23 protein-coding genes are annotated in these 21,320 nt (G+C 63.9%); 2 read left to right on the plus strand and 21 right to left on the minus strand.

The window, feature by feature from the left end:
• Positions 1 to 110: 110 nt before the first annotated feature.
• Both phoB and Q0082_RS11410 read left to right on the plus strand, forming a co-directional pair.
• Entirely contained in the window at positions 111 to 800 is a 690-nt protein-coding gene (gene phoB, locus Q0082_RS11405; RefSeq protein WP_298192594.1) for a phosphate regulon transcriptional regulator PhoB, read from the plus strand.
• A 96-nt stretch (positions 801 to 896) separates the two neighbouring features.
• Entirely contained in the window at positions 897 to 1,850 is a 954-nt protein-coding gene (locus Q0082_RS11410) for a hypothetical protein (protein WP_298192596.1), read from the plus strand.
• A gap of 9 nt (positions 1,851 to 1,859) precedes the next feature.
• Here the strand turns inward: Q0082_RS11410 and Q0082_RS11415 are convergent, their stop codons facing one another.
• From Q0082_RS11415 to Q0082_RS11515, 21 genes are read right to left on the minus strand one after another with little or no spacing between them, the layout of a single operon-like run.
• Positions 1,860 to 2,132, minus strand: coding sequence for a DUF1467 family protein (locus Q0082_RS11415; RefSeq protein ID WP_298192597.1), 273 nt, complete (start codon positions 2,130 to 2,132; stop codon positions 1,860 to 1,862).
• 4 nt (positions 2,133 to 2,136) lie between these two features.
• Positions 2,137 to 3,789 carry a ribonuclease J gene (locus Q0082_RS11420; protein WP_298192600.1) on the minus strand — a complete coding sequence of 551 codons (1,653 nt, stop codon included), beginning with the start codon at positions 3,787 to 3,789 and terminating at the stop codon, positions 2,137 to 2,139.
• Between the two features lie 39 nt (positions 3,790 to 3,828).
• On the minus strand, positions 3,829 to 4,614 hold the full coding sequence (locus Q0082_RS11425; RefSeq protein WP_298192601.1) for a type III pantothenate kinase: 786 nt from the start codon (positions 4,612 to 4,614) through the stop codon (positions 3,829 to 3,831).
• Positions 4,598 to 5,353: a biotin--[acetyl-CoA-carboxylase] ligase gene (locus tag Q0082_RS11430; protein ID WP_298192603.1), complete on the minus strand. Its 756-nt coding sequence runs from the start codon at positions 5,351 to 5,353 to the stop codon at positions 4,598 to 4,600. The genes Q0082_RS11425 and Q0082_RS11430 overlap by 17 nt, the downstream gene beginning before the upstream one ends.
• Before the next feature lie 15 nt (positions 5,354 to 5,368).
• Positions 5,369 to 6,832, minus strand: a complete 1,464-nt coding sequence (gene nuoN / locus Q0082_RS11435) for an NADH-quinone oxidoreductase subunit NuoN (protein ID WP_298192605.1) — start codon at positions 6,830 to 6,832, stop codon at positions 5,369 to 5,371.
• A complete protein-coding gene (locus Q0082_RS11440) occupies positions 6,832 to 8,412 on the minus strand; it encodes an NADH-quinone oxidoreductase subunit M (RefSeq protein WP_298192607.1) in 1,581 nt (526 codons plus the stop codon). Before Q0082_RS11440 ends, nuoN begins: the two co-directional genes overlap by 1 nt.
• Entirely contained in the window at positions 8,409 to 10,457 is a 2,049-nt protein-coding gene (gene nuoL / locus Q0082_RS11445) for an NADH-quinone oxidoreductase subunit L (protein ID WP_298192608.1), read from the minus strand. Before nuoL ends, Q0082_RS11440 begins: the two co-directional genes overlap by 4 nt.
• A 7-nt stretch (positions 10,458 to 10,464) precedes the next feature.
• On the minus strand, positions 10,465 to 10,770 hold the full coding sequence (nuoK, locus tag Q0082_RS11450) for an NADH-quinone oxidoreductase subunit NuoK (protein WP_298192610.1): 306 nt from the start codon (positions 10,768 to 10,770) through the stop codon (positions 10,465 to 10,467).
• Positions 10,767 to 11,384 carry an NADH-quinone oxidoreductase subunit J gene (locus tag Q0082_RS11455; protein WP_298192611.1) on the minus strand — a complete coding sequence of 206 codons (618 nt, stop codon included), beginning with the start codon at positions 11,382 to 11,384 and terminating at the stop codon, positions 10,767 to 10,769. Before Q0082_RS11455 ends, nuoK begins: the two co-directional genes overlap by 4 nt.
• Positions 11,385 to 11,396: 12 nt before the next feature.
• Positions 11,397 to 11,882, minus strand: coding sequence for an NADH-quinone oxidoreductase subunit NuoI (gene nuoI / locus Q0082_RS11460; RefSeq protein WP_054120871.1), 486 nt, complete (start codon positions 11,880 to 11,882; stop codon positions 11,397 to 11,399).
• On the minus strand, positions 11,879 to 12,922 hold the full coding sequence (nuoH, locus tag Q0082_RS11465) for an NADH-quinone oxidoreductase subunit NuoH (protein WP_298192614.1): 1,044 nt from the start codon (positions 12,920 to 12,922) through the stop codon (positions 11,879 to 11,881). The genes nuoI and nuoH overlap by 4 nt, the downstream gene beginning before the upstream one ends.
• Entirely contained in the window at positions 12,919 to 14,928 is a 2,010-nt protein-coding gene (gene nuoG / locus Q0082_RS11470) for an NADH-quinone oxidoreductase subunit NuoG (protein WP_298192615.1), read from the minus strand. Before nuoG ends, nuoH begins: the two co-directional genes overlap by 4 nt.
• The gene (locus Q0082_RS11475; protein WP_298192617.1) at positions 14,921 to 15,565 is read right to left on the minus strand and encodes a hypothetical protein; all 645 of its coding nucleotides are present in this window, start codon (positions 15,563 to 15,565) and stop codon (positions 14,921 to 14,923) included. The genes nuoG and Q0082_RS11475 overlap by 8 nt, the downstream gene beginning before the upstream one ends.
• Positions 15,562 to 16,848 carry an NADH-quinone oxidoreductase subunit NuoF gene (gene nuoF, locus Q0082_RS11480; RefSeq protein ID WP_298192620.1) on the minus strand — a complete coding sequence of 429 codons (1,287 nt, stop codon included), beginning with the start codon at positions 16,846 to 16,848 and terminating at the stop codon, positions 15,562 to 15,564. The genes Q0082_RS11475 and nuoF overlap by 4 nt, the downstream gene beginning before the upstream one ends.
• The gene (locus Q0082_RS11485) at positions 16,835 to 17,011 is read right to left on the minus strand and encodes a hypothetical protein (RefSeq protein ID WP_298192622.1); all 177 of its coding nucleotides are present in this window, start codon (positions 17,009 to 17,011) and stop codon (positions 16,835 to 16,837) included. Before Q0082_RS11485 ends, nuoF begins: the two co-directional genes overlap by 14 nt.
• A complete protein-coding gene (locus Q0082_RS11490; RefSeq protein WP_298192624.1) occupies positions 17,011 to 17,679 on the minus strand; it encodes an NAD(P)H-dependent oxidoreductase subunit E in 669 nt (222 codons plus the stop codon). Before Q0082_RS11490 ends, Q0082_RS11485 begins: the two co-directional genes overlap by 1 nt.
• Complete coding sequence (locus Q0082_RS11495) at positions 17,679 to 18,011, minus strand: nuclear transport factor 2 family protein (protein ID WP_298192626.1); 333 nt, start codon at positions 18,009 to 18,011, stop codon at positions 17,679 to 17,681. The genes Q0082_RS11490 and Q0082_RS11495 overlap by 1 nt, the downstream gene beginning before the upstream one ends.
• Positions 18,008 to 19,219 carry an NADH-quinone oxidoreductase subunit D gene (locus tag Q0082_RS11500; RefSeq protein ID WP_298192628.1) on the minus strand — a complete coding sequence of 404 codons (1,212 nt, stop codon included), beginning with the start codon at positions 19,217 to 19,219 and terminating at the stop codon, positions 18,008 to 18,010. Before Q0082_RS11500 ends, Q0082_RS11495 begins: the two co-directional genes overlap by 4 nt.
• Positions 19,216 to 20,145: an NADH-quinone oxidoreductase subunit C gene (locus Q0082_RS11505; protein WP_298192630.1), complete on the minus strand. Its 930-nt coding sequence runs from the start codon at positions 20,143 to 20,145 to the stop codon at positions 19,216 to 19,218. Before Q0082_RS11505 ends, Q0082_RS11500 begins: the two co-directional genes overlap by 4 nt.
• Positions 20,146 to 20,158: 13 nt before the next feature.
• Positions 20,159 to 20,716 carry an NADH-quinone oxidoreductase subunit B gene (locus Q0082_RS11510; protein WP_298192632.1) on the minus strand — a complete coding sequence of 186 codons (558 nt, stop codon included), beginning with the start codon at positions 20,714 to 20,716 and terminating at the stop codon, positions 20,159 to 20,161.
• A complete protein-coding gene (locus Q0082_RS11515; protein WP_298173075.1) occupies positions 20,713 to 21,087 on the minus strand; it encodes an NADH-quinone oxidoreductase subunit A in 375 nt (124 codons plus the stop codon). The genes Q0082_RS11510 and Q0082_RS11515 overlap by 4 nt, the downstream gene beginning before the upstream one ends.
• Positions 21,088 to 21,320: the final 233 nt, after the last annotated feature.

Raw genomic sequence — 21,320 nt, forward strand, 5'->3', positions numbered from 1 at the left:
TGCGCACGACAGCGCGCCATGACAGCGCGTCACGACGGCGTAACAATTGTCGTGCTTGCGCAATGTGACTGTCATGTCCGGCGGTCGGGAAGTTTCATCAGGGGTTTTCGATGTCCGCGCCGAAGCTGCTTCTGGTTGAGGATGATACCGCGCTGGCCGAACTGGTCGAATACCGGTTTCGCGGCGAAGGCTACGACGTTCGCACCACCGACGACGGCGACGAGGCCCTGCTCCTCGCGGCCGAGGACACGCCCGATCTGGTCCTGCTCGACTGGATGATCGGCGGTACCAGCGGCATTGAAGTCTGCCGCCGCCTGCGCCGCAGCAAGGCGACCGCGCATGTCCCCATCATCATCCTCACCGCCCGCAGCGATGAGGACGACCGCGTGCGCGGGCTCGAAACCGGCGCGGACGACTATGTCACCAAGCCGTTCTCCCCGCGCGAGCTGATCGCCCGCGTCGGCGCCGTGCTGCGCCGTGTGCGCCCCGCCCTTGCTGGTGAGACGATCACCGTGGGCGACCTTTCGCTCGATCCGACCGCGCACCGCGTCACCCGCCGCGGGCAGGCGATCAAGATCGGGCCGACCGAGTTCCGCCTGCTGCGCCATTTCATGGAGCATCCGGGCCGCGTCTTCTCGCGCGGGCAGCTGCTCGATGCTGTCTGGGGCAGCGGCAGCGATATCGAACTGCGCACGGTCGACGTCCACATTCGCCGCCTGCGTCAGGCCATCGCGATCCCCGGTGCCGCCGATCCGGTCCGCACCGTCCGCTCGGCGGGGTATGCGCTCGAAGGCGTGTAATCCGTCGCCTCGTCAGGCTTTGCTTGGCGGCCTTGCTTAATCCGGCTTAAAGTATACACTCCCCTTCTGAACAGAAGAATTGGGGGGACGGTTTCGATGGCTACAGCCACTATCAAAGGACTTGCCGGTACTTCGGCGAGCAACTTCTTCACCGATTCAACGCTGCAGATTCTCCTTTATGATCAGTCCTCTAATCCGACCTTCAGTCCTGACAACCTGAGTGTCACCTATACACTCAATTCGGACTACCTGACTTTCAAGTCCCTTGATGGCCTCAATCTCTTCACGCTTACCGGCACAGTAATCGGCGTTTCCAACCCGTTCTATACCGTTGAAGGGCTCAATATCGCTTTTCGCGATTTGGGCATTGCCGCTGGCAATGGTGATGTCGGCGCACTCAATGATCTGATCTGGGCCGGAAACGACAAGATCACCGGCGGCGCGAGCAACGATGAATTGCGCGGCTTTGCCGGAAACGATTACATCTTCGGCGGCGCGGGCAACGACAAGATCTATGGCGATGACGGCGCAGATCGTCTGTTCGGCAGTTTCGGCGATGATCGGCTCTACGGTGGTGCCGGAAATGACAGCCTCGACGGTGGCGGCGGAAACGACCGCATTCTGGGCGGCGCCGGAGATGATCGCATTATCGGCAGCAAGGGGCTCGATAACGTCTATGGCGGCCAGGGCGCCGATACCTTCGTTTTCAATTCCTTGGCTGATTTTGCTCCGTACAACCCGAAGGCAGCCATCTCGTTTGACATCATCCGCGATTTCAACCACGCGCAGGGCGACTTGATCGACCTGCAGCGGATCGACGCCGATGCAACGCGTGACGGCAATCAGGCCTTCCAGTTGATCGACGGTACCGCTTTCACGGAAAACGCGCCCGGAACAGTGCTGGTCGAAACCTTCGCCAGCAACATTTTTGTGGTGCGATTGAACACCGACAATGACGCTTCAGCTGAAGTGGTGCTCATTGTTGTCACACCATCGACGCTTGCAAATCCAACTGGACTTGCGCCAACCGCAGCAGACTTCATCCTCTGAGGCTGCCACTCAAATCCCCAGCAGGGGCGCGATATCAAGGTCCTGAATCGTGATCCAGCGGTTCACGTAGTTCGCGTAGTAGAGCCAGAACAGTACTGTCGAGAGCACCGTCGCGCGCAGCAGAATGCGGCGCGGGTTGAAGTTCGCCGGTGCGCTCGGCGCCTGTCCCGGCACCTTGTCCACGCCAAGCTCATCCGCCGTGCGCACGCCGAAGGGCATGACGAGGAACGCCGAAAGCACCCAGAACAGCGCCCAGATCGCGGCGATCGATGTCCACTTCATCGCCTCAGCCTTCCCGCAGCATGACCTGGACGACCGGCTTCTTGCCCGACCAGCGCTGCGCCGCGCGTCGCACTGTCAGCCGTACAGTCTCGGATATCGCTGCCCGGTCGCGCTTCTTGTCGCCCTTGATCGCGGCCACGGCCTTTTCGACGTCGCCCTGCGCCTCGGCGATGAACTCGTCCATGTCCTCCTCGAGCGGCAGGCCGACCGCAGCGATCTCCACCGCCGAGGTGAGCTTGCCCGCGGCCGAAACCGCCAGCGCGGCGACCACCAGTCCGCTTTCGGCAAGCTTGCGCCGCTGCCCCATTGCGCTGCCGTCAGCGGGCGCGATGATATCGCCGTCGAGGACCAGCCGGCCATTGCGCACTTCCGAAAGCTTGGCCGGCCCGTCCGGTGCCAGCCGCACCACATCACCGTTCTTCTGGACGATGGTGCGCGGGATGCCGCTCGCCTTGCCCAGCCGCGCCTGCTCGGCCATGTGGCGCATCTCGCCGTGCACCGGCACCAGGATTTCGGGCCGGATCCAGCTGTAGAGCGCCTCCAGCTCCGGCCGCCCCGGATGGCCTGAAACGTGGATCATGCCCTGCCGGTCCGTCAGGAGCTCGACCCCCTTTGCCGCCAGCTGGTTCTGCACGCGCCCGATCGCCAGCTCGTTGCCGGGGATCTGGCGGCTCGAAAAGATCACCGCATCGCCCTTCTCGAGCCGCACGGGATGCGAATCCGAAGCGATCCGCGCCAGTGCCGCACGCGCTTCGCCCTGCCCGCCGGTCGCCAGCACCAGCACCTGCCCGCGCGGCAGATCCATCGCCTCGTCCATGCTCACCGTGTCGGGAAAGTCCTTCAGGTATCCGCTCGCCTGCGCCACGCCGATGATCCGGTCGAGCGAGCGCCCCGCCACGCAGAGCTTGCGCCCGGTCGCGAGTGCCACTTCGCCCAGCGTCTGCAGCCGCGCCACGTTGGAGGCAAAAGTGGTGACGACCACCCGCTTGCCGTTGAGACCAGCGACCATCTCCATCAGCCCGGCGCGCACCGCGCCTTCGGAGCCGGAGGGCTTGGAATTGAACACGTTGGTCGAATCGCAAACGAGCGCCAGCACGCCCTCGTCGCCCAGTGCCCTCAATTCGCCCTCGGTTGCCGGCACGCCGATCAGCGGTTCGTCATCCAGCTTCCAGTCGCCGGTGTGGAACACGCGCCCGTGCGGCGTCTCGATCACCAGCGCGTTGCCCTCGGCAATCGAGTGCGCCAGCGGCACGTAGCGCACGTCGAACGGCCCGAGGCTCAGCGACGAATCGTTGGGAATGGTATTGAGCGTCACCTGCTTCGAGATGCCCGCCTCGGCCAGCTTCTCGGCCACCAGCCGCGCGGTGAACGGCGTCGCATAGAGCGGCACGCCCAGATCGAGCGCGAAATAGGGCACCGCGCCGATATGGTCCTCGTGCGCATGCGTCAGCACCACGCCCACCAGATCGTCGAGCCGCTCCTCGATGAAACTGAGGTCCGCAAACACGAGGTCGACCCCCGGATAGTACGGGTCGGCGAATGTCATGCCGAGATCGACCATCAGCCACTTGCCATTGCAGCCGTAGAGATTGACGTTCATGCCGATCTCGCCCGATCCGCCGAGCGCGAGAAACAGCAATTCCTTACCGGGTTTCACACAGATTCCAGTTCACTTGGGGCCCTCGAGCCCGAAAAATCAGGACTTGCCGACGCGCTCGGCCAGAATGGCAATGCCGTCCAGCGTCAGGTCGGTGTCGACGTGATCGAAGATCGTCGTGTGCTCGTCGAACAGGACGGCGAGCCCGCCGGTGGCAACCACCTTGGCGGGTCGGCCGATTTCGGCGCGCAGTCGGGATATCAGGCCTTCCATCATCGCCACATAGCCCCAGAACACCCCGATCTGCATCTGATCTTCGGTGTTACGGCCGATCACACTGCGATTGTTGCCCTGCGGCGGCGCGATGGCGATGCGCGGCAGCTTGGCCGCCGCCGTCACCAGAGCATCGAGCGAAAGATTGATGCCCGGCGCGATGATCCCGCCCTTGTAGGACCCGTCTGCGTCGACAACGTCGAAGGTCGTCGCCGTCCCGAAATCGACGACGATCAGATCGCCCTCATACTTCGCATGCGCCGCCACGGTATTGACCGCACGGTCTGCCCCCAGCGAGCGCGGCTGCTCGACATCGGCGACAAAGCCCCACTCCACCGGCGGCTGACCGGCGATCAGCGGATCGATGCCAAAGTACTTCTGCCCCAGCACCTGCAAGTTGTGCAGCGCGCGCGGCACCACGGTGGAAATCAGGATCTGCCGCACGCGTTCGGGATCGAAGCCCTGCAGCTTCATCAACTGGAGCAGCCAGACCGCATATTCATCCGCCGTGCGCCGCGGATCGGTCGCCACCCGCCAACGCGAGCGGATTTCGCGGCCATCGAACAGCGCGAACACGACATTGGTGTTGCCGACGTCAACCGCCAGAAGCATCGCTCTCTCCACTTGCGCCGATCAGTTCGACATCGCCGGCGTGGATGGCACGGACCGTGCCGTCCGCCAAGCGCAGAAGCACCGCGCCATCGGGCTCGAGCCCGGCGAAACCGCCGATCACGTGGCCTTCCTCGGTGAGGTTAACCCCCAGCAGCGTGCCCTTCGGCAGCGTGCGCGCCAGCCAGTCCTCGCGCAGTATCGGCCAGGACCCGGCGTGCCACGCGGTGAGATCCTCGGCCCACGTCGCCGCCAATGCCGAGGCAAATGCATCGCGGCTGACCGAATACCCCAGCGCAGCAAGCGAGACCGTCTTGCGCCCCGCCACCTCCGGCGCCCCCGCCAGATTGACCCCGATGCCGACAATCACCGCGTCGCGCTGCCGCTCGAGCAGAATGCCGCCCAGCTTGGCCTCACCCACCAGCAGGTCGTTGGGCCACTTCAGCGCAAGGCCCGAAAGCGCCGGCACGACCTGCATCAGCGCGCGGTGCACGCTCACCCCGGCCACCAGCGCCAGCGTCTGCGGCAGAGTCTCGCTGTCGCGCAGGGCAACCGCAGTCGAGCCCATGAAGTTGCCGAAGCCGTCGGACCAGGCGCGCCCGGCGCGCCCCCGCCCAGCGGTCTGCCGGTCGGCGACCAGCCAGTGCCCTTCCGCCGGAGCCTCGCCTTCAGCCAGCCGGGCCAGCAGGGCGGTGTTGGTCGAGGCAATCTCCGCGACGACCTTGATCAGCGGGTCCGGCACAGCCCGCTCAGCACATCATGCAATGTGGAACAGCGCGGCGGCGGCATGGCCGGCCAGCACGCCCAGCGACTTCGTCAGCAGGTAGCCCAGCGGCGAGATTGCAACGACCGACACGAACAGCAGCACGCGCTGCGCCATGTCACTCTGGCCCGTCACCACTTCAGCGGCCTCGTCGAAGTACATCACCTTGACGACCTTGATGTAGTAGAAAGCGCCGATCACTGAAGCCGCAATACCGATGGCCGCGAGTGAAAGCAGGTTCGCCTGCACCGCCGCCTGGAACACCACGAACTTGCCCCAGAACCCGAACAGCGGCGGAATACCCGCAAGGCTGAACATGACCGCCGCCAGCGCGAGCGCCAGCATCGGCCGGGTCTTGGAAAGGCCTGCCATCGCCGCGATCGATTCCACCGGCGCGCCGTCCGCATCGCGCAGCATCAGCACCGCGACGAAGCCGGCGACCGACATCGCGACATAGATCGCAAGGTAGACCAGCATCGCCGCTGCGCCCGCCTGATTGGCGCAAGCAAGGCCGATCAGCATGAAGCCGACGTTGTTGATCGACGAATAGGCCAGCAGACGCTTGATGTTGTCCTGCCCGATCGCGCCGAGTGCACCGATCACGATCGAGAGCAGCGCCACGAAGATGACGATCTGCTGCCACGCCCCTGGCTGCGCGCCGAAAGCAAACAAGCTCACGCGCATCAGCAGCGCGAGCGCGGCCACCTTGGGTGCGGTCGCGAAGAAGGTCGTCACCGGGGTCGGCGCGCCTTCATAGACGTCGGGTGTCCACATGTGGAACGGCGCGGCGCTCACCTTGAAAGCAAGGCCCGCGAGCACGAACACGATCCCGAAGGTCGCTCCCATCGAAAGCGGCCCGGCCAGCGCGGCGTGGATGCCGCCAAAGCTCGTGGCGCCGGTGAAGCCATAGGTCAGGCTGATGCCGTAAAGCAGAATGCCCGAAGCGAGCGATCCCAGCACGAAGTACTTGAGGCCCGCTTCTGCCGAGCGCTCGTCGCTGCGAAGGAACGAAGCCATGACGTAGGCGGCAAGGCTGTTGAGCTCGAGCCCGATATAGAGCGCAAGCGTGTCGGTCGCCGAAACCATCATGCCCATGCCCATCGAAGCGAGCAGCACGAGCAGCGGGAATTCGGCGCGCATCGCATTCTCGCGCTCGAAGAAGGCGGGTGCGACGATCAGCGTGACAGCAGCACCGACATAGATCAGCAGCTTGCCGAAGGCAGCAAAGGCATCGCCGCTGAACTGCCCGTTCCACGCACTGACGGCGGGGCCCATCGCAGCCCCGCTCAGCGCCGGCACGGTGAGCACGGCGCAGACGGTCAGCGCGGCCACCGCCGCAATCGAAATCGCGCGGCTCGCCTTGTCACCGCCCCATGCGGCGGCAAGCAGCAGGATCAGACCCGAGATGCTGAGGACTTCCTCGGTCCCGGTGATCGCCAGAGAGCGCAGCAGTTCCATCAGCGTGCTCCCTCGTGAACGGCCTGAGCCTCGGCCTTGGCGCCGTGTTCCATTGCATCCCCATGTTCATGTGTCGCCGCGGCCGGCGGGATCGCCGCCAGCTGCACATCGGCGTCGCCCTTGGGCCGCGCCTGCGCGAGCCGCGCTTCAAGGCCTGCGATATCCTTGCGCATCGGCGCGAGGAAGGTTTCCGGATAGACGCCCATCCACAGCACCGCGAGCCCAAGCGGGATCATCATGGCCCATTCGCGCGCATCGAGATCGGGCATCGCCGCCGCGTCCGCGTTCTTCTGCACCCCGAACACCACGCGGCGATAAAGGTAGAGCATGTAGGCCGCGCCAAGGATGATACCAGTGGTGCACACCAGTGCCACCCAGCTCGATTGCGCGTAGATGCCCATGAGCGAGAGGAACTCGCCGACGAAGCCGCTCGTGCCCGGCAGGCCGACCGAGGCCATCGTGAACAGCATGAAGAACAGCGCATAGGCTGGCATGTTGATCGCAAGGCCGCCGTAACGGTCGATCTCACGGGTGTGCAGCCGGTCGTAGATCACCCCGACGGCAAGGAACAGCGCGCCCGAGACAATGCCATGGCTCAGCATCACGATCATCGAGCCTTCCAGCCCCTGCCGGTTGAAGGCGAACAGCCCCACTGTCACGATCGCCATGTGCGCAACCGAAGAATAGGCTATCAGCTTCTTCATGTCGTGCTGCACCAGCGCGATCAGCGAGGTGATGACGACTGCCGCCATCGAAAGCCCATAGATCAGCGGCGCGAACTGCGCGGAGGCCTCTGGGAACATCGGCAGCGAGAAGCGGATGAAGCCGTAGCCGCCCATCTTGAGCAGCACGCCCGCAAGGATCACCGAGCCTGCGGTTGGCGCCTGCACGTGTGCGTCGGGCAGCCAGGTATGCGTCGGCCACATCGGCATCTTCACCGCAAAGCTGGCGAAGAATGCCAGCCACAGCCAGGTCTGCGCGTGCGGCGGAAAGTTGTACGACATCAGCGTCGGGATATCGGTCGTGCCCGCCTCGTTCGCCATCCACATCATCGCGATCAGCATCAGCACCGAGCCGAGCAGCGTGTAGAGGAAGAACTTGTAGCTGGCGTAGATGCGGTCTGCCCCGCCCCAGATGCCGATGATCAGATACATCGGGATCAGGCCAGCCTCGAACATGATGTAGAACAGGAACAGGTCCTGCGCTGCGAAGACGCCGATCATCAGCGTCTCCATGATCAGGAAGTTGGCATAATACTCGCCCGCGCGCTTCTCGATCGCGTTCCAGCTCGCGCCGATGCAAATAGGCATGAGGAACACGGTGAGTGCAATCAGCAGCAGCGCGATCCCATCGATGCCAAGCTTCCACTCGAAGCCGGCGAACACCGAGGCGTGTTCCTGGAACTGCCACTGCGGGCCGCCGATCTGGTAGTGCGACCACAGCACCGCGCCGAGCACCAGATCGATCAGCGTCGCCACCAGCGCGATCATGCGCGCCTGCTCGCGCCCTGCCATGAGGCAGGCCACCGCGCCGACCAGCGGCACGAGAAGCATGAGGCTCAGGATAGGAAAGCCGCTCATTTCGCAATCACCCAGCTGACCGCGCCGACAAGGCCGACGAGCATGACCAGCGCATAGCTGTTAAGGTATCCGGACTGCAGGCGCACCGCGATCCGGCTGCTGCGGGCGACCAGCGCGGCCGCGCCATTGGGGCCGAAGCGGTCGATGATCCCGATATCACCCTGCTTCCAGAACAGGCGGCCGAGCACCATCGCAGGCTTCACGAAGACCGCGTTGTAGAGTTCGTCGAAGTACCACTTGTTCAGCACGAAGCGGTACAGCGGCCCGATGGCGCCCGCAAACGCAGCAGGCAGGCCCGGATTGGCGATATAGGCGACATAGGCCGCGAGAAGGCCGGTGGCCATGACCGCGAACGGCGCCCACTTCACCCACTCCGGCACTTCATGCATCGCGTGGATCAGGTGCTCGCTGAACGCGACGCTGCCCTTCCAGAACTCCCCGCCGCCCTCGCTGATGAAGGCGTGGTGGAACACGAAGCCAGCCAGCACCGCGCCGACCGACAGCAGCGCCAGTGGCAACAGCATCGAAAGCGGGCTCTCGTGCGGGTGATAGCCCGCCGTGCCGTCGTGGCTATGGGCGTGGCTGTGCGCATGATCATCATGGCCATGCGCGTGATCGTCATGCCCATGCCCGTGCGCATCATGCACGGCATGCTGGATATGCTCGGACTGCTCCCAGCGCGGCTTGCCCCAGAAGGTCAGGAACATCAGGCGCCATGAATAGAAGCTCGTCAGCAGCGCAGCGGTGATCCCCATCCAGAAGCCGAAGTGGCCGCTGGCCGTGCCAGCGCCGTAGGCCGCCTCGAGGATCGAGTCCTTCGAATAGAAGCCCGCGAACCCGAACACATCGACAATGCCGACCCCGGTGATCGCCAGCGTGCCCATCATCATTGCCCAGAACGTGAGCGGGATGTGCTTCCGCAGGCCGCCGTAGTACCGCATGTCCTGCTCGTGGTGCATCGCATGGATCACCGAGCCCGCGCCAAGGAACAGTAGCGCCTTGAAGAACGCGTGGGTGAAGAGGTGGAACATCGCCGCTCCCGGCGCGCCCACGCCCGCCGCCACGAACATGTAGCCGAGCTGCGAGCAGGTCGAATAGGCGATGACGCGCTTGATATCCCATTGCGTCGTGCCGATGGTCGCCGCGAAAAACAGCGTCGCCGCGCCGACATAAGTCACCACATGCATCGCGGTTTCGCTCGCCTGGAACATCGGCGAAAGACGGCAGACCATGAACACCCCCGCAGTCACCATGGTCGCGGCGTGGATCAGCGCCGAAACCGGGGTCGGGCCTTCCATCGCGTCCGGCAGCCAGGTGTGGAGGCCCAGCTGCGCCGACTTGCCCATCGCGCCGATGAACAGAAGGATGCAGAGCACCGTCATCGTGTCGAACCGGTGGCCGAGGAACCCGATCGTGCTGCCCGCCATGCCCGGCGCTGCTGCCAGGATCGCCGGGATCGAAACGGTGCCGAACACCAGGAACGTGCCGAAAATGCCCATCATGAAGCCAAGGTCACCCACGCGGTTGACCACGAAGGCCTTCATCGCGGCGGCGTTGGCCGAGGGCTTCCTGAACCAGAACCCGATCAGGAGGTACGAGGCGAGGCCCACCCCTTCCCAGCCGAAGAACATCTGCACGAGGTTGTCTGCCGTCACCAGCAGCAGCATCGCGAAGGTGAACAGCGAAAGGTAGGCGAAGAACCGCGGCTGATCCGGGTCCTCGTCCATGTAGCCCCAAGAGTACAGGTGGACGAGCGCCGAGACGCTGGTGATAACCACCAGCATGATCGCGGTCAGCGTGTCGACCCGCAGCGCCCATGCAAAGTCGAGATCGCCCGAACGCACCCACTGCAGCACCGGCACGACCGAAGCCTCGGCGCTGCCAGACAGGAACGAAAGGAAGATCGGCCACGACAGCGCGCAGGATGCGAACAACGCCCCCGTCGTCACGAGCTTGGCCGGCACCTTGCCGATCAGCCGGGCGCCCAGCCCTGCGACCAACGCTGCCAGCAGCGGCAGGAAAACGATAAGTTGGATCGGATGCACGGTCCGCTTACCCCTTCATCCGATTGACGTCATCGACTGCGATCGTGCCGCGGCCGCGGAAGAAGATGACGAGGATGGCAAGGCCAATCGCCGCCTCGCCCGCCGCCACCGTCAGCACGAACATCGCGAAGATCTGGCCGACAAGGTCGTGCAGGAACGCGCTGAACGCGACGAAATTGATGTTCACCGCGAGCAGGATCAGCTCGATCGCCATGAGGATGACGATCACGTTCTTGCGGTTGAGGAAGATCCCCAGCACGCCGAGCACGAACAGGATCGAGCTCACCGCGACATAATGTTCAATGCCAATCACAGCGTCACCCCTTGGCCCACGGCGGGCTTGACGTTGACCGTCGCGTCCTCGGGACGCCGCGCGACCTGCCGGCCCACGTTCTGCCCGCGCGTGTCGCTGCGCTGGCGGTGCGTCAGCACGATGGCGCCAATCATCGCGACGAGCAGAATGATCCCCGCCGCCTCGAACAGGAACAGGTAGCGCGTGTAGAGCAGCGCGCCGATCGCGGCCGTATTGGAAAGCCCGTCCGGCGTCGCCGCAGCGCCGCTCGCGGTGCCCAGCTGCAGCGCGCCGGTCTTCCACGCGCCAAGGCCCATGCCAAGCTCGGCCAGCAAGACCACCGCAATCAGCAGCCCCAGCGGCGCATTCCTGATGAAACCCGCGCGCATTTCCGAAAAGTCGATGTCGAGCATCATCACGACGAACAGGAACAGCACCGCGACCGCGCCAACGTAGACGATGACCAGCAGCATCGCGATGAATTCCGCGCCGACCAGCACCATCAGCCCCGCCGCGTTGAAGAACGCGAGGATCAGCCAGAGCACCGAATGGACCGGATTGCGGGCGAAGATCACGGAAACCGCGCTGAACAGCATGATCGCCGTAAACAGATAAAAGGCAAAGGCCTGGATCATGTTGCGGGGCCCCTAGCGGTACGGTGCATCGGCTTCAAGGTTCGCGGCCAGTGCCCGCTCCCACTTGTCCCCGTTGGCGAGCAGCTTGGCCTTGTCGTACAAGAGCTCCTCGCGCGTTTCGGTGGCGTATTCGAAGTTCGGACCCTCGACGATGGCATCGACCGGGCAGGCTTCCTGGCAGAAGCCGCAGAAGATGCACTTGGTCATGTCGATGTCATAGCGCGTGGTGCGGCGGCTGCCGTCCTCGCGGGGCTCCGCCTCGATGGTGATCGCCTGCGCCGGGCACACCGCCTCGCACAGCTTGCACGCGATGCAGCGCTCTTCGCCGTTGGGATAACGGCGCAGCGCGTGTTCGCCGCGAAAGCGCGGGGAGAGCGGGTTCTTCTCGAACGGGTAGTTGATCGTCGCCTTGGGCTTGAAGAGGTACTTCAAGGTCAGCCAGTGCGCCTTGACGAACTCCCACAGCGTGAAGCTCTTGATGATCTGCGAGACGGTCATGCGAAATGTCCGGTGGCCATGAGGTATCCGCTGATCGCGAACACGAAGAACAGCGAGAGCGGCAGGAAGATCTTCCAGCCCAGCCGCATCAGCTGGTCATAGCGGTAGCGCGGCACCGTCGCCTTGACCCAGCTGAAGATGAAGAAGAAAAACAGGATCTTGAGCAGCAGCCAGACAAGGCCGGGCACCAGATAGAGCACCGGAATGTCGAGCGGCGGCAGCCATCCGCCCCAGAACAGCGTGGCGTTGAGCGCGCACATCAGCAGCACGTTGGCATATTCGCCCAGCCAGTAGAGCGCGAAGGCCATCGACGAGTATTCGGTCTGATAGCCCGCCACGAGCTCGCTTTCCGCCTCGGTCAGGTCGAACGGCGCGCGCGCGGTTTCGGCCATGCCCGAGATCAGGAACATCACCCAGACCGGGAACAGCAGCGGGTTCGCCACGAAGCCGTTGATGATCCAGACGTGGTCCTTCTGCGCCTTGACGATCTCGTTCAAGTTGAACGAGCCCGCCCACAGCACCACGCAGATGAGGATGAAGCCGATCGAGACTTCATAGGAAATCATCTGAGCCGAGGCGCGCATCGCACTGAAAAACGGGTATTTCGAGTTCGACGACCAACCCGCGATCACCACCCCGTAAACCCCCAGCGACGATATCGCGAGGACATAGAGCAGGCCGACATTGATATCCGCCAGCACCGCGCCCGAATTGAACGGGATCACCGCCCAGGCCATCAGCGCGACCGTGAACGTGATGATCGGCGCGATCAGGAACAGGCCCTTGTTCGCCGCCGAAGGGATGATGGTTTCCTGCAGGAAGACCTTGAGGCCGTCCGCGAACGACTGGAGGATGCCGAACGGCCCCACCACATTCGGCCCGCGCCGCAGCGCCATCGAAGCCCAGATCTTGCGGTCGGCATAGATGACGAGCGCCACCGCCAGCATCACCGGCAAGGCGATCAGCAGGATTTCCGCAATCGTCGAGACGGTCCAAGCCGCCTCGAACGAGAGGCCCCGCGCTTCAAAAAACGGGATCATTCCGCGGCCTCCGCAAAGCTTTCACCGTGGAGCAATTCCGCCGAACAGCGCTGCAAAGTCGGGCTAGACCGCGCGATGGCGTTCGTCAGGTAGTGATCCTTGATCGGGTACCCTGCAATCAGCCCTTCCGCCTTTGCCCCCTTCGGAGCCGCCGGCAGCGCGCCATAATCGGCCAGCCCTTCAACGCCCAAAGCCGGCACCTCGGCAATCATCGCCGCGCGCAATTGCTCGAAGCTGTCGAACCCGACCGAAACGCCCAGCGCATCCGCCATCGCGCGCAGGATCGTCCAGTCCTCCCGCGCGTCTCCGGGCGCATAGACCGCACGCTCCGAATACTGCACCCGGCCCTCGGTATTGACGTAAGTGCCGTCCTTCTCGGTAAACGCCGCCGCGGGCAGGATCACGTCTGCCGCATGCGCCGCCTTGTCGCCGTGATGGCCGATATGCACGATCATCGAGCCTGCAAACCTGGTGTAATCCACCTCGTCCGCGCCCAGCGAAATCACCATCTTCGGCTTGGCGGCCACCAGATCACCCAGCCCGCCCGGCTGCGCATAGCCCAGCATCAGCCCGCCCATGCGGCTAGCCGCCATATGCAGCACGTTGAAGCCGTTCCATTCGTCCGTCACCAGCTTGAAGCGCTCGGCAAAGGCGAGACCGGCCTCCAGCGCGCCCTTGGCAAGGCCAGCGCCGCCAATGATGATCGCAGGCTTCTTGGCACCCTCGAACGCGGCGACAACTTCGGCCGGCACGTCATTGAGAAGGCCCGCATCTTCGCCAAGGAAGGTCGCCGGATACGTCGGCTCCCACGCCGCGCCGAGCACGAAGACCTTCGCGCCCTTCTTGGCCGCCTTGCGCAGCCGCGTGTTCACCAGCGGCGCTTCGTCGCGCACGTGGCTGCCCACGATCACGATCGCGTCGGCCTCTTCGATACCAGCGAAGGTCGAGTTGAACGCCACCGCGGCCATGTTGGTCGCGGTATAGGCAAGGCCCGTCTGCCGGCCTTCGAGCAGGCTCGAACCCAGCGCGCGCGCCAAGGCCTTGGCCGCAAACATCGTCTCACAATCGACCTGATCGCCGGAGATCACCGCCACCGAAGCGCCCGGATTGATTTTGGCGACCGCATCAAACGCCTCAGCCCAGCTCGCCGCCGTCAGCTTGCCGTCCTTGCGCAGCCACGGCTTGTCCAAGCGGCGGCGCGTCAGGCCGTCGACCACGTAACGCGCACGGTCGGAAAGCCATTCCTCGTTCACGTCATCGTTGACGCGCGGGAGGATGCGCAGCACCTCGCGCCCGCGGCTGTCGATGCGGATGTTAGAGCCGACCGCGTCCGAAACGTCGATGCCCAGCGTCTTCTTCAGCTCCCACGGCCGCGCCTCGAACGCATAAGGCTTGGACGTCAGCGCGCCGACCGGACACAGGTCGATCACGTTCGCCGAAAGCTCATGCTTCGCCGCGCCTTCAAGGTACGTCGAAATCTGCATCACCTCGCCGCGATAGAGCGCGCCGATCTCGTCCACGCCCGCGATCTCTTCCGAGAAGCGCACGCAGCGGGTGCAGTGGATGCACCGTGTCATCGTCGTCTTGATCAGCGGGCCCATGTACTTGTCGGTCACCGCGCGCTTGTTCTCGTCATAGCGCGAGGCGCCGCGGCCATAGGCTACCGACTGGTCCTGCAGGTCGCACTCGCCGCCCTGATCGCAGATCGGGCAATCGAGCGGGTGGTTGATGAGGAGGAACTCCATCACCCCTTCCCGCGCCTTCTTGACCATCTCGCTGTCGGTGCGGATTTCCTGGCCTTCCGAGGCCGGAAGCGCACACGAAGCCTGCGGCTTGGGCGGCCCGGGCTTCACTTCGACCAGACACATGCGGCAGTTGCCCGCGATGCTGAGCCGCTCGTGATAGCAGAACCGGGGGATTTCCTTGCCGGCGAGCTCGCACGCCTGCAGCACCGTCGCGCCTGCGGGGACTTCGAGCTCTACGCCGTCGACTTTGAGTTTAGGCATTAGCAAAAATTCCCGGCCCAATTGCTGACTTGAGATACGGTGCGCATTCAGCACGAGAGAACAATTTAAACGTCCCGAGATGCGGTAATACTATGATCTGACCACCATAAGATGTCTCGCCGACGGATAGAGTGATGTTACCCCAACCCGTCATCTTCTTTACCATTCGCTTCACGCCAAAAAGTGCGGGAATGTACTCACCAACCTTCGTCCCGAGGCAAACCACGTACTTAGGCGTCATTCCCGAGATGAAATCGGCCCACAAAGTTTTGGAAAAGGCCACTGCTTCACTCGATCGCATTAAATCAGCCCATCGTTCACTGCGAAATGGGACGAAATGAGCCGAAGCGACCTTATCAAACGAAACCCCGAGGTGGGCGACAAGTCTCTGAATTTGGATCTGAAGCGTGTCTTTGCCTACCGCTTGTCCGTCCCAGCTTTCGTCCACATATGCGCTGCCACCTTCTTGGGACCAACTCGGGCCATGCTCGACACGTCCACTCGGATTCAATGACACGAGCAAGACTTCCGGGTCGTCAAACTGCCGTGCAGGGCAAGTCATGAACCGCCAACCGATCTGGTACCCCAGTCGGCGGTATTCGGCCTCAATGCGTTCTGGAGTAACAGCCAACCTCACTCCGCCGCCTCCCGCTGGTTCTCCGCAATCCGGCGCTCGATCTCGGGCCGGAAGTGGCGGATCAAGCCCTGGATCGGCCAGGCCGCCGCGTCGCCCAGCGCGCAGATCGTGTGGCCTTCGACCTGCTTGGTCACCTGCTGCAGCATGTCGATTTCCTCGACCGCGGCGTCGCCGGTGCGCAGGCGCTCCATCACGCGCCACATCCAGCCAGTGCCTTCGCGGCACGGGGTGCACTGGCCGCAGCTTTCGTGCTTGTAGAAGTAGGAAAGCCGGCTGATCGCGCGGACGATGTCGGTGGACTTGTCCATCACGATCACCGCCGCCGTGCCGAGGCCCGAACCGACAGCGCGGAGGCCGTCGAAGTCCATCGGCGCGTCCCAGATCTCCGCCGCCGGCACCAGCGGCACCGAAGACCCGCCGGGGATCACCGCGAGGAGGTTGTCGCGCCCGCCGCGAATGCCGCCGCAGTGCTTCTCGATCAGCTCGCTGAACGGGATGCTCATCGCCTCTTCCACCACGCAGGGCTTGTTCACATGCCCGCTGATCTGGAAGAGCTTGGTGCCCTTGTTGTTGTCGCGCCCGAAGCTCGAGAACCACGCCGCGCCGCGCCGCAGGATCGTCGGCGCAACCGCGATGCTCTCGACATTGTTCACCGTCGTCGGGCAGCCATAAAGACCTGCGCCTGCCGGGAACGGCGGCTTGAGGCGCGGCTGGCCCTTCTTGCCCTCGAGGCTCTCGATCATCGCGGTTTCTTCGCCGCAGATGTAGGCGCCCGCACCGCGGTGGACGAAGACGTCGAAGTCATAGCCCGAACCGCAGGCGTTCTTGCCCAGGAGACCCGCCTCATAGGCTTCGGCCACGGCGGCAAACAGCGTCTCCGCCTCGCGGATGTACTCACCGCGAATGTAGATATAGGCGGCCCGCGCGCGCATCGCATAGCCCGCGACGAGCGCGCCTTCGATCAGCTTGTGCGGATCGTGGCGGATGATCTCGCGGTCCTTGCACGAACCGGGTTCGGACTCGTCGGCATTGATGACGAGGAAGCTTGGACGGCCATCCTTGCTCTCCTTGGGCATGAACGACCACTTCATGCCGGTCGGGAAACCCGCCCCGCCGCGCCCACGCAGGCCCGAAGCCTTGATTTCCTCGATGATCGCGTCCTGCCCGCGCTCCATCAGGGCCTTGGTATTGTCCCAATCCCCGCGGCCTCTCGCCGCCTTCAGGTTCCACGGCTGATAGCCGTAGAGGTTGGTGAAAATGCGGTCCTTGTCAGCGAGCATCATTCGCTCCGTTGTTCTTCGGCGCATCGCCGCGCGTGCTGAGCGCAATGAACACCGCGCCAAGCGCAATGAAGGCGGACCCGATTGACCCGTCACGCGCCAGATCGACCATACCGATCACCATGAATGCAATGCCGACCGCCAAGAGCCCTTTCGCGCGCGCCATCACCATTCCCCCCGGTAATCATGGTTCGCACCAACCATCGCGGTCAGGCTCGTCGGCCCGCCGATCGGCTCGACGGTGTGGCGGCCCGGCAGCTGCGTACCCGTCTTCGGCTGCTTGCCCGCTGCCAGCTCATCGAGGATGCGCGTCATGTCCGCCGCGGTCAGATCCTCGTAGTTGTCATCGTTTATCTGGACCATCGGCGCGGAGGCGCAGTTGCCCATGCATTCCACTTCGGTCAGCGTGAACACGCCGTCGTCCGTCGTGTGGCCCTTCTTGAGCCCGCGCGCCTTGCACGCCGCCATGATGTCGTCAGACCCGCGCAGCATGCACGGCGTCGTCCCGCAGACCTGCACGTGGAACCGGCCGATCGGCGCGATGTTGTACATCGTGTAGAACGTCGCGACCTCGACCACGCGGATGATCGGCATGTCGAGCTGCTTGGCCACATATTCCATCACCGGAATCGGCAGCCAGCCTTGCGTGTTCTCTTCCGCGCCGACCTGGCGCTGCGCGAGATCAAGCAGCGGCATCACCGCCGAGCGCTGCCGCCCCGCTGGATAGCGTGCGATGATTTCCTTCGCCTTTTCAGCGTTTTCCGCCGTCCAGGCAAAGCTGCCCCAACGCGCCCGAAGCTCGGGGGTATCGGGTTCGATATGACGGTCAGCCATCAGCGAATGAACTCCACGCGGGCGCACTTGTCGCCCTCGAAACTGTAGATCGTGAGCACCTCGAACGGCTCCGCCGCCGCCGAACGCCGCACCAGTTCATGCAGCACGACGTATTCGCCCAGCGCATAGGCCTTGACGATCTCGGCGCGGTTCTCCGGGAACTCAGCGAACATCTTCTTGAGACCTTCGCGCGTGCCTTCCTTGCCTTCACGCACCACCGTCCCGCGATAGCCCGCCTCGCAGGCATCGTCGGTCATGTAGGACACGTAGAGGTCCGCATCCTGCGCGTTGTAGGCCTCGATCATGGCCGTTGCGGTGGCGAGCTTGCTCACCGGTCGCACTCCCCGAACACCACATCGATCGCGCCCAGAATGGCGGTCGCGTCGGGCAGCATGTGGCCCTTCGACATGAAGTCCATCGCCTGCAGGTGCGAAAACGCGGTCGGGCGGATCTTGCAGCGGTAGGGTTTGTTCGAACCGTCCGACACCAGATAGACGCCGAACTCGCCTTTGGGGCTTTCGGTCGCGACGTAGACTTCGCCCGCCGGCACGTGGAAGCCTTCGGTGTAGAGCTTGAAGTGATGGATCAGCGCTTCCATCGATTGCTTCATCTCGCCGCGCTTGGGCGGCACCACCTTGCGGTCACTGCTCGAAACCGGGCCTTCGGGCATTTCAGCGAGGCACTGCTTCATGATCCGCGCGGACTGGCGGACCTCTTCCACACGCACCATGAACCGGTCGTAGCAATCCGAACGCGTGCCCACTGGAATCTCGAAGTCCATGCGGTCATAGACGTCGTAGGGCTGGCTCTTCCTGAGGTCCCACGGAATGCCCGCCGCGCGGATCATCGGGCCGGAAAAGCCCCAGGCAATCGCATCATCGCGGCTCACCACCGCGATATCGACATTGCGCTGCTTGAAGATGCGGTTGTCGACGACGAGGCTCATCGCGTCCTCGAAAAGCTGCGGCAGGCGCGTATCGAGCCAATCCGCAATGTCGGTCAGCAGCTTGAGCGGCACGTCCTGATGCACGCCGCCGGGGCGGAACCACGCCGCATGCATCCGCGCGCCCGAAGCGCGTTCGAAGAAGTTGAGGCAATCCTCGCGGATCTCGAACAGCCACAGGTTCGGCGTCATCGCGCCGACGTCCATGACGTGCGAACCCAGGTTCAGCATGTGGTTGCAGATGCGCGTCAGCTCGGCAAACAGCACCCGCAGATACTGCGCGCGCAGCGGCACCTCGATGTTGAGCAACTTCTCGATCGCCAGCACATAGGAGTGCTCCATCGCGAGCGGCGAGCAGTAATCCAGCCGGTCGAAGTAGGGCAGCGCCTGCAGATAGGTCTTGTGCTCGATCAGCTTTTCCGTGCCGCGGTGGAGCAGGCCGACATGCGGATCGATGCGCTCGATAATCTCGCCGTCGAGCTCCATCACCATGCGCAGCACGCCGTGCGCCGCCGGGTGCTGCGGGCCGAAGTTGATGGTGTAGTTCGAAATGACCTCGTCGCCGGTAGTGGGCGACTGTTCAAGGCTGAGGCTCATGCGCCTTCTCCCTCGGTCTTCTTCTTGCGGGTACGCTTGGGCTTCTCGGCCTCACCCTCGGCAGGAACCGTCGGTTCCTTCTTCGCGCGGGGCTTGCGCGCGGGCCGGTCCTCGGTCGGATCAGGGGCGCCCGGTTCCGGCGTCGCGGTGGCAACGGGCGCCCCCGGCGAAACCGGCTTCGCGGCCTCGGCATTGGCCTTCTCGCCAGCACCAGTGTCGGCGGGCTTGTCGGTCGTCTTGGGCACGTCGGCCTTGGCCTCACCCTTGGTGTCCGGCGCGGTGGCAACCGGTGCCGGCGCGGGCGGAACGGGCGCACCCTTCTCGTCACCCGGTAGTACGTAGTCCGCGCCTTCCCACGGGCTCATGAAATCGAACTGGCGCAGATCCTGCGCGAGCTCGACCTTCTCGTAGACAACGCGCTTGTCCTCTTCCGAATAGCGCAGCTCGACATAGCCCGTCAGCGGGAAGTCCTTGCGGAACGGATGGCCCTGGAAACCGTAGTCGGTGAGGATGCGGCGCAGGTCCGGGTGCCCGGCAAACAGCACGCCATACATGTCGTAGACTTCGCGCTCATACCAGCCGGCATTGGGCCAGAGCACCGTCGCGGTCGGCACCGGCGTCGCCTCGTCGGTCGCGACCTTGACGATCAGGCGGTGGTTCTTCGTCAGCGAAAGCAGGCAGTAGACCACCTCGAACCGCTCAGGCCGCGAGGGGTAGTCGGCGCCCGCGATGTCCATCAACTGCTGGTACTCATGCGTATCGCGCAGCGCGCGCAGCGCCTCAACGATGCGCTCGCGCACCACATGGATCACGATCTCGCCATGCTGTTCGCGCGCGGAGACGATCATGTCGCCCAGCGCGGCGGACAGCGTTTCCAGCACGCCATCAAACGGGGCGTAGCGCGGGGCGGAATGAAGGACGGTCATCTCAGCAGCCCTCTCAGCGCTCGATCGTGCCGGCGCGGCGGATCTTCCGCTGCAGCTGCATCACGCCATAGAGCAGTGCTTCGGCAGTCGGCGGGCAGCCGGGTACATAGATGTCGACCGGCACGATGCGGTCGCAGCCACGCACCACCGAATAGCTGTAGTGATAATAGCCGCCGCCATTGGCACAGCTGCCCATCGAGATGACGTACTTGGGGTCCGACATCTGATCGTAGACCTTGCGCAGCGCCGGGGCCATCTTGTTGCACAGCGTGCCGGCCACGATCATCACGTCCGACTGGCGCGGCGAAGCGCGCGGGGCGACGCCGAAGCGCTCCATGTCATAACGCGGCATGTTCACGTGGATCATCTCGACCGCGCAGCAGGCAAGGCCGAAGGTCATCCACCACAGCGAGCCGGTACGCGCCCACTGGAACAGCTCCTCGGTCGAAGTCACGAGGAAGCCCTTGTCCGAAACTTCGGCATTCAGGCTGTCGAAGAAGGCGGCATCAGGCGCCGCAGGCAGGTCGGCCGCAGTTGCCGGGATGATCGATGAGGTCGTCATGGTGCTCATTCCCAATCCAGCGCGCCCTTCTTCCAGGCGTATATGAAGCCGATGATCAGCTCGAACAGGAACACCATCATCGTGCCCCAACCGGCCCAGCCGCTTTCCTTGAGGCTCACCGCCCAGGGAAACAGGAACGCCGCTTCGAGGTCGAAGATGATGAACAGGATCGCCACAAGGTAGAAGCGCACGTCGAACTGGCTGCGCGGATCCTCGAACGCAGGGAAGCCGCATTCATACTCGCTGAGCTTCTCGGCATTGGGGTTGTGTGCACCGGTGAGCCGCGAAACGCCCATCGGCAGGAACACGAACACGCACGAAAGCGCGAGTGCGATGCCGAGGAAGATCAGGATCGGCAGATATTGCGCGAGATAGGGCATTTGCTCGGCCAAGGGATTGACTCGCCTGTTTCTATGTCGCCCCGCGCCCTAGTCCCGGGAGGCACCATGTGCAAGTGCGGCATGACCCGATGAGGCTCAAAATCCTAGCTTTTGTCTGTGGATGACCCTGCTTTCCGCAGTTTTCCGCGCCCTTTGGCACTGCATACGAATGATTGCTGAATGCTACTGATTTGCAGTATCAGAAACCACGCGACGCGTAGGTTCTGTTACCC

It is taken from the genome of Novosphingobium sp., assembly GCF_027489515.1.
GTDB lineage: Bacteria > Pseudomonadota > Alphaproteobacteria > Sphingomonadales > Sphingomonadaceae > Novosphingobium.

Bases quoted from the DNA above. Each gene is read 5' to 3' on its own strand.
- Q0082_RS11505 (WP_298192630.1), bottom strand. From the start codon at position 20,145: ATGACCGTCCTTCATTCCGCCCCGCGCTACGCCCCGTTTGATGGCGTG.
- Q0082_RS11515 (WP_298173075.1), bottom strand. From the start codon at position 21,087: ATGCCCTATCTCGCGCAATATCTGCCGATCCTGATCTTCCTCGGCATC.
- nuoG (WP_298192615.1), bottom strand. From the start codon at position 14,928: ATGCCTAAACTCAAAGTCGACGGCGTAGAGCTCGAAGTCCCCGCAGGC.
- nuoF (WP_298192620.1), bottom strand. From the start codon at position 16,848: ATGATGCTCGCTGACAAGGACCGCATTTTCACCAACCTCTACGGCTAT.
- Q0082_RS11490 (WP_298192624.1), bottom strand. From the start codon at position 17,679: ATGGCTGACCGTCATATCGAACCCGATACCCCCGAGCTTCGGGCGCGT.
- Q0082_RS11415 (WP_298192597.1), bottom strand. From the start codon at position 2,132: ATGAAGTGGACATCGATCGCCGCGATCTGGGCGCTGTTCTGGGTGCTT.
- nuoI (WP_054120871.1), bottom strand. From the start codon at position 11,882: ATGACCGTCTCGCAGATCATCAAGAGCTTCACGCTGTGGGAGTTCGTC.
- phoB (WP_298192594.1), top strand. From the start codon at position 111: ATGTCCGCGCCGAAGCTGCTTCTGGTTGAGGATGATACCGCGCTGGCC.
- nuoN (WP_298192605.1), bottom strand. From the start codon at position 6,832: ATGGAACTGCTGCGCTCTCTGGCGATCACCGGGACCGAGGAAGTCCTC.
- Q0082_RS11455 (WP_298192611.1), bottom strand. From the start codon at position 11,384: ATGATCCAGGCCTTTGCCTTTTATCTGTTTACGGCGATCATGCTGTTC.
- Q0082_RS11410 (WP_298192596.1), top strand. From the start codon at position 897: ATGGCTACAGCCACTATCAAAGGACTTGCCGGTACTTCGGCGAGCAAC.
- Q0082_RS11440 (WP_298192607.1), bottom strand. From the start codon at position 8,412: ATGAGCGGCTTTCCTATCCTGAGCCTCATGCTTCTCGTGCCGCTGGTC.
- Q0082_RS11485 (WP_298192622.1), bottom strand. From the start codon at position 17,011: ATGGCGCGCGCGAAAGGGCTCTTGGCGGTCGGCATTGCATTCATGGTG.
- Q0082_RS11510 (WP_298192632.1), bottom strand. From the start codon at position 20,716: ATGAGCACCATGACGACCTCATCGATCATCCCGGCAACTGCGGCCGAC.
- Q0082_RS11500 (WP_298192628.1), bottom strand. From the start codon at position 19,219: ATGAGCCTCAGCCTTGAACAGTCGCCCACTACCGGCGACGAGGTCATT.
- nuoH (WP_298192614.1), bottom strand. From the start codon at position 12,922: ATGATCCCGTTTTTTGAAGCGCGGGGCCTCTCGTTCGAGGCGGCTTGG.
- Q0082_RS11425 (WP_298192601.1), bottom strand. From the start codon at position 4,614: ATGCTTCTGGCGGTTGACGTCGGCAACACCAATGTCGTGTTCGCGCTG.